12 protein-coding genes are annotated in these 10,252 nt (G+C 56.9%); 5 read left to right on the forward strand and 7 right to left on the reverse strand.

Annotated features, from left to right (window positions below):
* From MVB78_RS10875 to MVB78_RS10890, 4 genes are all read right to left on the reverse strand, one after another.
* Positions 1–858, reverse strand: an 858-nt coding sequence (locus tag MVB78_RS10875; RefSeq protein ID WP_297491389.1) for an ABC transporter ATP-binding protein, incomplete at its 3' end; no start/stop codon positions are given.
* The gene (locus tag MVB78_RS10880) at positions 851–2,056 is read right to left on the reverse strand and encodes an ABC transporter permease (RefSeq protein ID WP_297491392.1); all 1,206 of its coding nucleotides are present in this window, start codon (positions 2,054–2,056) and stop codon (positions 851–853) included. The genes MVB78_RS10880 and MVB78_RS10875, both read right to left, overlap by 8 nt.
* A 10-nt stretch (positions 2,057–2,066) precedes the next feature.
* A complete protein-coding gene (locus MVB78_RS10885) occupies positions 2,067–3,068 on the reverse strand; it encodes an ABC transporter permease (protein ID WP_297491395.1) in 1,002 nt (333 codons plus the stop codon).
* Positions 3,069–3,119: 51 nt separating this feature from the next.
* Complete coding sequence (locus tag MVB78_RS10890) at positions 3,120–5,330, reverse strand: ABC transporter substrate-binding protein (protein ID WP_297491398.1); 2,211 nt, start codon at positions 5,328–5,330, stop codon at positions 3,120–3,122.
* A 222-nt stretch (positions 5,331–5,552) separates the two neighbouring features.
* On the opposite strand from MVB78_RS10890, the gene MVB78_RS10895 reads away from it, so the two are divergent.
* Positions 5,553–5,795 carry an Lrp/AsnC ligand binding domain-containing protein gene (locus MVB78_RS10895; protein WP_297491415.1) on the forward strand — a complete coding sequence of 81 codons (243 nt, stop codon included), beginning with the start codon at positions 5,553–5,555 and terminating at the stop codon, positions 5,793–5,795.
* A 1-nt stretch (position 5,796) separates the two neighbouring features.
* Here the strand turns inward: MVB78_RS10895 and MVB78_RS10900 are convergent, their stop codons facing one another.
* Complete coding sequence (locus MVB78_RS10900; protein ID WP_297491418.1) at positions 5,797–6,132, reverse strand: signal recognition particle protein Srp19; 336 nt, start codon at positions 6,130–6,132, stop codon at positions 5,797–5,799.
* Between the two features lie 55 nt (positions 6,133–6,187).
* Between MVB78_RS10900 and MVB78_RS10905 the strand changes: the two genes are divergently transcribed.
* From MVB78_RS10905 to MVB78_RS10915, 3 genes are all read left to right on the forward strand, one after another.
* Positions 6,188–6,868 (forward strand): DUF257 family protein, encoded by a 681-nt coding sequence (locus MVB78_RS10905; protein ID WP_297491401.1) that lies wholly within the window; start codon positions 6,188–6,190, stop codon positions 6,866–6,868.
* Positions 6,804–7,562: a tRNA (adenine-N1)-methyltransferase gene (locus MVB78_RS10910; protein ID WP_297491403.1), complete on the forward strand. Its 759-nt coding sequence runs from the start codon at positions 6,804–6,806 to the stop codon at positions 7,560–7,562. The genes MVB78_RS10905 and MVB78_RS10910 overlap by 65 nt, the downstream gene beginning before the upstream one ends.
* Positions 7,563–7,623: 61 nt before the next feature.
* Entirely contained in the window at positions 7,624–8,247 is a 624-nt protein-coding gene (locus MVB78_RS10915) for an METTL5 family protein (protein WP_297491406.1), read from the forward strand.
* Between the two features lie 9 nt (positions 8,248–8,256).
* On the opposite strand, the gene MVB78_RS10920 is transcribed toward MVB78_RS10915, so the two are convergent.
* Both MVB78_RS10920 and pfpI read right to left on the reverse strand, forming a co-directional pair.
* On the reverse strand, positions 8,257–8,712 hold the full coding sequence (locus MVB78_RS10920) for a hypothetical protein (RefSeq protein ID WP_297491409.1): 456 nt from the start codon (positions 8,710–8,712) through the stop codon (positions 8,257–8,259).
* A gap of 170 nt (positions 8,713–8,882) precedes the next feature.
* On the reverse strand, positions 8,883–9,383 hold the full coding sequence (pfpI, locus tag MVB78_RS10925; RefSeq protein WP_297491412.1) for a deglycase PfpI: 501 nt from the start codon (positions 9,381–9,383) through the stop codon (positions 8,883–8,885).
* Positions 9,384–9,489: 106 nt separating this feature from the next.
* On the opposite strand from pfpI, the gene MVB78_RS10930 reads away from it, so the two are divergent.
* Positions 9,490–10,252 (forward strand): tyrosine--tRNA ligase (locus MVB78_RS10930; protein ID WP_297491420.1); only part of this gene is annotated, 763 nt, incomplete at its 3' end.

The following is a 10,252-nucleotide window of genomic DNA, read 5'->3' on the forward strand; positions in this document are numbered from 1 at the left end:
TATCAGGTTCGGCACCGTCCCCGGGATGCTCTCAAGCTTCTCTATCCTCTTGAGCGGGTTTGGAACCGCCCTGAGGAGTGCGGCAGTATAGGGGTGGAGGGGGTTGTGGAAGATCTGGTCGATGTCCCCTATCTCAACGACCTTTCCGGCGTACATAACGACGACGCGCTGTGCTGTCTCGGCGACGACACCGAGGTTGTGGGTGATGAGCAAAACCGTCGCGTTGTACTTCCTCTTCAGCTCGTTGAGGAGCTCAAGTATCTGGGCCTGAACGGTAACATCTAAGGCCGTGGTCGGCTCGTCCGCTATTAGGAGGCGCGGCTTGTTCGCTATCCCGGTTCCAATGACGACGCGCTGCTTCATGCCGCCGCTGAGCTCGTGGGGATAGTTCCTAACGCGGCTCTCGGGATCTGGTATGAGGACTTCCCTGAGGATGTTAACGGCCCTCGCTATGCCCTCCTTTATGTTCTTCACCTTACCGTGGACTTCCATGGCCTCGCCTATCTGGTAGCCGACGGTGTAGAGGGGATCTAAGGACGAGTGCGGGTCCTGGAAGATGTAGGCTATCTCGTTTCCCCTTATCTCCCTTATCTCCTCCTCGTTCAGATTGAGCAGGTCAACCGTTGAGCCGTCGTCCCTGTGGTAGATGACCTGCCCGCTGACTATCCTCCCGGGGCTCTCTATGAGCTGCGTCAGCGCCCTGGAGGTAACGCTCTTCCCACAGCCAGTCTCCCCGACGAGGGCCAGCGTCTCACCGCGGTATATGTCGAAGGAGACGTTCTCGATGGCCTTGACGACGCCGGCGTAGGTGTAGAAGTAAACGCTGAGGTTTCTGATCTCCACGACCGGCTCAGGCATTCTCCTCACCTCCCCCGGCCTTCTTCTTGAGCTTGAACTCAAGGCTCCTCCTCGTCCTCGGGTCGAGGACGTCCCTGAGGCCGTCTCCAAGAAGGTTCCAGCCGAGAACGACGGTGACGATCACTATCCCCGGGAAGGCGACGAGCCACCAGGCCTGGGGGAAGTACTGGGAGCCCTGGTTGATCAGATTACCCCAGTCCGGTATCGGGGGCACCGCACCGAGACCGAGGAAGCTTAGACCTGCTTCGGTCAGGATAACTCCGCCGAAGTCCATGGTTATCATGACCAGTATCGGGCCGATTATGTTCGGGAGGATGTGCCTGAAGAGTATCGTCCTCGTCGGCAGCCCAACGGCCCTCGCGGCCTCAACGTAGAGGTTCTCCTTCTCGGTCAGCGTTGAGCCCCTGGCCACCCTCGCGTAGCCCGGCCACCAGACCACGACGAGCGCAACGAAGACCGCAAGGAGCTTCCCGAGGTTGTTGACGTCCCTCGCGTGCAGAGCGAAGAGCTTCAGAGTGAGCGTCTGAGCCCACGAGTGGCTGTTTAGGAACTCCTGTATCCTCCCCGGGAGAACCGCGGAAAGCGCTATGGCTAAGATGAGCGCCGGAAAGGCTAAGAACATGTCGGTTATGCGCATTATCGTCTCGTCCACTGCTCCGCCGTAGTAGCCCGATATGAGACCGAGGATTATGCCTATGGTCGGGCCTATGAGGATGATGAAGATGTCGAGGACGAGCGCGGTTCTGGCCCCGGCCAAGAGGACGCTCACTATGTCCCTGCCCGAGACATCAGAGCCCAGGAGAAAGTGGATGTGGGTTGTGTACTGAACGATGTGGCCGTTCTCTATCGTCGTCACGTTGAGGAAGTACGTCGTTCCAGGATGCGCCAGCTGGGTAGACGTGTTGTAGAGTATCGGGAAGAAGTCGTAGGACCAGGAGACGAGGTAGGGGCCAAAGATCCCGAAGAAGATGTAAACTATGACTATGACGACCCCCAAGAGGGTGGGTGGCGAGCGGTTTATGGCGTATGCCATGAGCTTCCATTCCTTTATCTTCGACTGGTTCCTCCTCCGCCAGTCCTTCCGGAAGAGGGTTATGAAAGCGGCCAGCCAGTCTATGAGGCGGTCGCTGAGGCGGTCGAGAACGCTCATCTCGTACTCTTCTCTCTCCTCGTACTCCGCTGTTCTCTTATCAGGCATTGTCCTCACCTCAGAACCTCACCCTCGGGTCGATTACCGCGTAGAGGATATCCGCTATCAGGTTCGCGGTAACGAAGACTATCGCGTAGAGGAAAGTGACGCCGACGAGCGCCGGGAAGTCGAGGTACATGATCGCCTGGAGGCCGTAGAGGCCTATCCCCGGGAGGTTGAATATCGTCTCGGTTATCGGCGTTCCTGCTAAGAGGCCCCCGAACTGGAGGGCGAGTATCGTGATGACTGGAACCAGAGCGTTCTTTAGGACGTGGCGGTAGAGCCTCCTCCTCGGAACCCCCTTGGCCTTAAGGAAGAGCGTGCTGTCCCTGCTGTACGCCTCAAGGAAGGAGTTCCTCGTGAACCTCATGAGCACGCCCGCGGCCGCTATTCCGAGCGTGAAGCCGGGCAGCCAGAAGCGCCGCACCTGCTGGACGAAGTTGCCCCAGTTGAGGGTCAGCATGTCGTCTATCACGGGGATGTGCGTGATCTTGTGCGGCGGCCCAGGGGGTATTCCGGCGAGCGTCGTCAGGCTCCAGTGCAGGAAGAAGAGCCAGATGAAGAGGTAGGCTATGACGTAGATGGGGGTCGAGATGAAGATGAGGGCCACCACCCTGAGCGTCATGTCCGTCGCCGAGTTCCTTTTGAGGGCCGAGATTATGCCCAAAGGCAGGCCCATTAGAACCACGAAAAAGAAGGCGAATAGCGCCAGTTGAAACGTCACGATGAAGCGGTTTCCGATGTTGCTGAAAACGGGCTCCTGATTCAAGGGGTCGAGCAGGCTGTTGGTGAAGAGGCCCTTAACGAGAAAGACGTACTGGTCATACCACGGCTGGTCGAGGTGGTACTCCTTCTTTATCATCTCAACCGCGGCCTGGGAGGCCTTCTCACCACCGGCCCACGCCCTTACGGGGTTAGCCGGTATGACGTAGGCAATAATGAACACAATGAGAGTTACACCTATCAACGTCGGTATGAACGTTAAACCCCTTCTCACGAGGAACTTTCCAATCCCTGCCACGCCTTTTCCCTCCGTGGATTTTTAGAAAGAGGGAAGAAAAGAAAGCCTGCCTCAGCCGTTGCTTATAATCTTGTAGTTGAGGCTGTCAAAGACAACCGCGCTCTGGAGGAACGGGCCTGCGTAGTCGTCCGGATCGAGGAAGTCCGGTGCCCATCCGACGATGTAGACGTCGAAGTCGCCGCTGGCCGTCTTGCCGAGCAGGGTCGGCCAGGAGAGCGGTGTCACCGATATCGTGAAGCCGAGCTGTCCCCAGGTGTTCTGGAGGAGCTCCGCTATCTTCTCACGCTGGGTGTTGCCGCTGTTGTAGTAGATCGTTATCGAGTACTTCTTGGGGTCTATTCCAGACTTCTGGATGAGCTGGAGGGCCTTAGCGAGGTTGTACTTGTACTTGATCACGTTGTACTCGGTGTAGCCGAGCCATCCAATCGGGATCGGGCCGTAGTTCGGGACCATGTAGCCCCTGTAAACGGACTGGTATATCTGGTTGTAGGGGGTCGCCCAGGCGAGGGCCTCCCTCACGAGCTCGTTGTTGAAGGGCTCCTTGGCGGCGTTGAGGACTATGAAGAGCATGTCAGGGGTGATGAAGGAGTCTATGGTGGACTGGAAGTTGCCGAGCTTGAGGTTCTTGACGGCGTCGAGCCTGTCGACGGGAACCGCGGCTATGTCGCCAACGCCCTTCTGGAAGAGGCTGATCCTCGTGTTTGGATCCTTGGAGAGGACGTAGATGACGCGCTTGGTGGTTACGTAGTTCGGGTTCTTTGACTCAAGCTGGCTCCATATTCCGGAATCCCAGTAGTGCGGGTTCCTCTCGAGGACGAGGTAGCTGTTCTGCTGGCCCTCCTTTATGTAGAACGGTCCGGTGAAGACACCGATCATGTTCTTCTGGAGCATCGTGTGTATCGGGTCCTTTGAACCGGGCTGGACGTACTTGGTCCACACCCAGGGCTTCTTGCCCCAGTCAGAGGCCTTCATGGCTTCCTCATACTTATCTCCGAGCATGTACTTGGCCGGGATGACCATGAGGTACGGGTCGGCGAGGACGCTCAGTATTCCACCGTACGGGTGGGGCAGGACGAGCTTGTAAACCCCAGCCGTCGGTCCGGAGTAGCCGAAGAAGCTGAGAAGGTCGTTGAGGTTCGTGACCTCCTTGGTCTTGCCGTTGAAGTCCGCTATGATGCCGCCAGACTGGAGCTCCTTTGCGAACTCCTGGTCGCTCATGGCGTAGCTCTTGTTGAGGTCGGTGTAGGTCGCGAGCATCCAGTTGACCGAGTAGCCCGCCCTGAGGACGCGCCAGAACTCGAACTCGACGTCGGTGGCGTTTATCGGGTAGAGGTCGCCGGTCTTCGGGTCGTAGGCCTTGACACCGCCCCTTATGACGAAGTACCAGACGGTTCCGTTCTTGTTGTGGGCCCAGGCAACCGCGAGGTCGGGTGAGACCTTCTTGGTTTCGTTCTCCCAGTAAGTTACGAGAGTGTCGCCGACGTTGTGGTAGATTGCCCATCCGAAGGTCTCGTAGTCAAAGGCAGGGTCGAAGGAGCTCGGCCAGCCGAAGGTTGCCTCGACTATCGTCCCCGGCTCGTTCTTGTAGTCGCCTATCCCTATCGAGACGCTCGGGGCGTTCTTGTCCTCCATGACGAGGTCCCAGCGCGGAGCCAGAACCGGGTTGTAGTACCAGTTGTGCACCCAGCTCCAGTAAACGCGAACCGCCTTGTTGTCACCGAGGATTATCTCTGGAACCTCCTTGTTGGCGAGGGAGTAGAGGGCGTTGTAGAGGGCGCCCCTTATGTTCGGGTCCGTTATCTTCCTCGCAAGCTGGATGAGGGCGTCCATCCTGGGGTCGCGGAGGAAGGCCGGGTTGATCTGACCGAAGCCCTGCTGCTCCTCCATGAGCTTCTTGATGCTCGGCGTTTTAGCTGAGTTCACCTTGTAGGATACAACGATGACGGGCTTCTTCGGAAGGTTCGAGACCTTTGCGCCGCTTCCCTCGGCACCCACGACCACAACATACTTCTCGGTGTTTATAACCGTGGCATTGGCCAGGTGGGAGGATATGTACTGAACGGCCTCCGAAGCCGGCATAGTTGAGGAGCTCGTTGAAGAAGTCGTTGATGTCGATGAAGAGCTTGTGCTGCTTGAGGAAGAGCTCGTCGGAGAGCTGGAGCTCGTTGTCTTTCCGCCGCCACCTAAGCAGCCCGTGGCAGCCACTGAAAAGCCCACCAGGAAAACAATCAAAAGGGCCAGCCATGCTTTTTTAAGCCCCATGGCGTATCACCTCTGAGAGTTCAGCACTACTAATGTGTACAGTGAGCATAATAAACCTTTCGATGACCGGGGCAATGGGTCTCATTAAGAGAACGGCCAAAAGGCGACAACCGCCTGGGAACCAGCGGCGGCCCGGACATGTGAAAGACGCTTCGAAGTTGCGAAAAGCTTAAATTAAAAGAGGGACTAAGGTAAACCGTAAAAACCTTGAAGGTGGTCGGCATGGTTAAGTCCTATGTTTTACTGACTATTGAGATCGGGAAGGTGGAAAGCGTTATAGAGGAGCTCAAAAAGATACCGGGGGTCATAAGGGCAGACGCCGTTACCGGACCCTACGATGCGATTGTTTACATAGAGGCAAACGACCTCGGAGAGCTCACGAGGAAGATCCTCCACGACATCCACAACATAGACGGCGTTATTGACACCACAACAGCCATAGTCGTGGAAATGGAGGAAGAGTGACTCAGCGGCGGCGTTTCTTGGACTTCGACTTCCTGCCTTCCGTACGCTTCCTTAGTTCCCTGATTTTCTCAGCTATCATTTTCAGCGCCTTGGTTTTCCCGTGGGGTGCCTCTATCACGAGGTAGCCCCTGACCCGGTAGTCCTCGTCGAGACCGGCTAACCTCGGGTTGAGCCTCGATGCTTCCAGCTCCACGACCCTGAAACCGAGGGAAAGTGCTGCATCCTCAACCTCCCTCGCGGAGGGCTTCTTGACCGCCACGTTCCTTGGAACGAGCCTCCCGTACTTCCTCGAAAGCCGTGAGTCAAGTTCGCTGACCCACACTGCGAACCGTCCCATTGAGTTCACCCAAACTTTTTAAACTTCGGCGTTTAAAAATCCTAACGGTGGGACTATGCTAAAATACGGGGCGTGCCGCCTGTTGGGAATTCTCGAACCCGGGGACAGGGCCCTTATCGAGTACGATCCAACGGCACCGGTGGAGCTCTTCCTTTGGAGGGACATAGTACCCCAGATAGTGGACGAGAGCAGCCTCCTCGTCGTTGACTGGTACGGAATCGGGGACGTTCTCTTCAGAAACTACCTTAGAAAGGCCCCCGGGAAGGAGTACCAGTTCCTCATAGAGGCGAAGAAAAAGGTCTACGTGTTCAAGGTCGGGCCCGGGCACCCCAGCTACGGGCAGAAGATAGGCGAGGAGAAGGTCTACACGGATCCGGAGAACTTTATGAGGGCTTACTACTGGATGATAAGGAAAGCCGTCAACCTCCCCCAGAAGCCCAGGCACCTCCTCATACTCGGCCTGGCTGAGTACGTTTACTTCGCCGGCCCCCAGGGACTGCAGAACATAATTCAGGTAACGAGCGCCATACCCGTTGAGGACTGGATAACAATCGTCCCGGTCAACAGGAAGGTTCTATCTGCGGCTGAGCTCGGGATACTCGAGGACATAGCCTCCCATATAGCCGAGTTTTCAGGCGAGGAGATGCGGATACTGAAAGGAGGACGGGGAAGTGAGGAGAGGGGAGAGGGCGCTCCTGCTGGACAGGAGGGGAAAGAGGTACCTTGTGACCGTTGAGGAGAGGGAGTTCCACACGGATTTAGGTATAATAAACCTCGGGGAGCTGCTCAGCAGGGAGCCCGGGGACAGGGTGGTCTCCCATAAGGGGGAGGAGTTCACAGTTCTGAGGCCCGACATAAACGACATAATAGCGAAGATGAGGAGGGGGCCGCAGATAGTGCACCCAAAGGACGCCGGGGTGATAATCGCCTACGCGGGCATATCCCCCGGGCAGACAGTCATCGAGGCCGGTGCCGGGAGCGGTGCGCTTACCCTCTTCCTCGCGAACGCCGTTGGCCCAACGGGGAGGGTGATAAGCTACGAGGTCAGGGAAGACCATGCGGAGATAGCAAGGAGAAACGTCGAGCTCGCCGGCTTCTCGGACAGGGTCACGATAAAGCTGAAGGACATCTACGAGGGCATAGACGAGGAAGCTGATCACATAGTCCTCGACCTGCCCCAGCCCGAGAACGTCCTCCCCCATGCCGTTGAAGCTCTGAGGCCGGGTGGCTATTTCGTCGCCTACACACCATGCACCAACCAGGTCCACCGCTTCTTCCAGGCCTTCCGGGAGTACAGGGGGCACTTCTACAGACCCAAGGTAGTCGAAGTCCTCGTGAGGGAGCAGGAGGTTAAGAAAGAGTGCATGAGGCCGAAGACGACGATGCTCGCCCACACGGGCTACATAACCTTCCTCAGAAAGATCCGATAGCTTTGCCCGTGGTTTTCCTTCATGAACTGGTTCTGCCCTCCTTGAAGCCGGGGGTGGGAGGGTGAGAAAGCGGCAGCTCGCGATGTTGCTCTCAAGGCTGGAGGGCTTTAAGGAGCCAAAAGCTGAACTGGAGCAGTACAGAACGCCCGGGAACGTTGCGGCGGAGCTGCTCTGGCTGGCCGCTTCACACGGGGACATAGGGGGAAAGCTCGTGGCGGACTTAGGGGCCGGGACGGGTGTTCTCGGCATCGGGGCGGCCGTTCTCGGAGCGAGAAAGGTCTACGCCGTGGAAAAAGATAGGGAAGCCTTGAGGAGGGCCGAGGAAAACGCCGAGAGGGCAGGGGTCAGGGAGAGAATGGAGTTCTTTGAAGGGGACGTATCAGAGTTTGGGCTGAGGGTGGACACAGTAGTTATGAACCCGCCCTTCGGGAGCCAGAGACCCCACGCCGACAGGCCCTTTCTGATGAAGGCCTTTGAAATCGCGGACGTCGTCTACTCGATCCACTTGGCAAAGGAAGGTGTGCGGGAGTTCGTGGAAAAGTTCGCAGCTGAGAGCGGCTTCAGGGTAACTCACAGGGTTGAGCTGCCCTTTGAGATCCCCGCCCAGTTCCCGTTCCACAGGAAGAGAATCGAGAGGGTCAGGGTTGACGTCTACAGGTTCCAGCGGGAACGCTTTGGGGGCTGATTTTAGCGCTTATTCGAGCGAGCGCAAGTTCTCTGATTCCACGATCGCAGGGGGAATGGGCGAGCGCCAGAGCTTTGGTGTGAAGAGCTCGAAGAGGAAGACGTGCGGCGTAACGTCGTAGAGGTCGAGGTTCGTCAGGATCATGTCCTTGATCTCCCCGTCACCGAGTGAGTAAACGTCCGCGATGAACGGCCGCTCCATCATGCCGAGGAAGGGCCTCAGTGCCCCCTCGCCCCGGATCCTGCCGCCGGTTCTCATGAAGATCACCTCAATGAGGAGCAGCTTTTCGTCGTCGAACAGGGCGTGGACGTAGTAGCTTCCCCTATCCTTTGAGAACACCCTCAGCAGTGCTCCGCTTCCTATCCTGAGGGCCTCCTGGATCATCAGAAAGAGATCCTCCGGCGACCTGCACACGGTGTTCTCGTAGAGCCGTACTCCTTCCCACACCTTCATGCCCTCACCCACTCTAAACTTCGCCCCCATCCTATTTAAAGATTTTCCAAATTAATCGGCAAATTATTGCAAAATAAACAAGCTATCTGAAATAATCTTGGGAATTTTCTAATAGTGTGTGCAGAAGTTCCATGATATAGGAATTTTTTTCAAGATTTAAGAATTTTAAAACAGGAGGGAGCTCAGCGGAGGAGCCTCACGAACTCCCGCATCCACGCGTAGAGGTCTCCGGGGTGCCTTGAACTGACCCAGTTGCCGTCAACTACAACTGGCTCATCAACCCAAGTGACACCGGCGTTGATGAGGTCGTCCCTTATGCCGATGTAGCTCGTCCCCTTCCTTCCCCCGAGGACTCCTGCGGAGATGAGCACCTGCGGCCCGTGGCAGATGCTGGCCACCGGTTTCCCCTCCTCGAACATCCTCTTGGCTATCGAGACGGCCTTCTCGTTCAGCCTGACCCTCTCCGGTGCCCTTCCCCCCGGGAGGACGAGGGCGTCGAACTCATCCGGGTCGGCCTCCTCAAAGCTCATGTCAACCCCAACCGAATAGCCGTGCTTCCCCGTTATCGCCCCCCTCTCAAAGCTCGCCACGTAAAGCTCGTGGCCCTCCTCCTTGAGTCTGTGAAGGGGGTATATCAGCTCCACATCCTCAAACTGGTTCGCGCTTAGAAACAGCACCTTCATGGCAAGCCCCCCTCTGCGTTCAAACCCTTATCCTGCGTGGGGCTTAAAGGTTTAACGCTCCGCAAAGCCCTTAAGGGGAAAGACGTTTCCTAAGTGGGTGGTAGAGGTGGACGTTGAGGAGAGGATTGAGCTAATCAAGAGGAAGCCAACGGAGGAACTTCTAACCGAGGAAAATCTGAGGCATCTGATCGAGGTCGGCGCCCCTTTGCAGCACTACATCGGCTTCGAGATAAGCGGTTACATTCACCTCGGAACCGGCTTGATGGCCGGGGCTAAAATAGCGGACCTCCAGAGGGCAGGGGTTAAAACGAGGATCTTCCTGGCCGACTGGCACAGCTGGATCAACGACAAGCTCGGCGGCGACCTTGAGACGATCCAGAAGGTTGCACTGACCTACTTCAAGGAGGGCATGAAGCAGAGCATAAGGGTCATGGGCGGCGATCCGGATAAGGTGGAGTTCGTCTTGGCCAGCGAGATACTTGAGAAGGGCGATTACTGGCAGACGGTCATAGACATATCAAAGAACGTGACCCTGAGCAGGATCATGAGGTCGATAACGATAATGGGCCGTCAGATGGGGGAGGCGATAGACTTCGCCAAGCTGATCTATCCAGCCATGCAGGTGGCCGATATCTTCTACCAGGGCGTTACGATAGCCCACGCCGGCCTCGACCAGAGGAAGGCCCACGTAATAGCGATTGAAGTCGCTCAGAAGTTGAAGTACCACCCACTCACCCACGACGGCGAAAAGCTCAAGCCGGTAGCGCTTCACCACCACCTCCTCCTCGGCCTTCAGGAACCGCCGGTATGGCCGATAGAGAGCGAGGAGCAGTTCAAAGAGCTGAAGACCCAGATGAAGATGAGCAAGA

This window comes from Thermococcus sp., from assembly GCF_026991495.1.
Classification (GTDB): domain Archaea; phylum Methanobacteriota_B; class Thermococci; order Thermococcales; family Thermococcaceae; genus Thermococcus.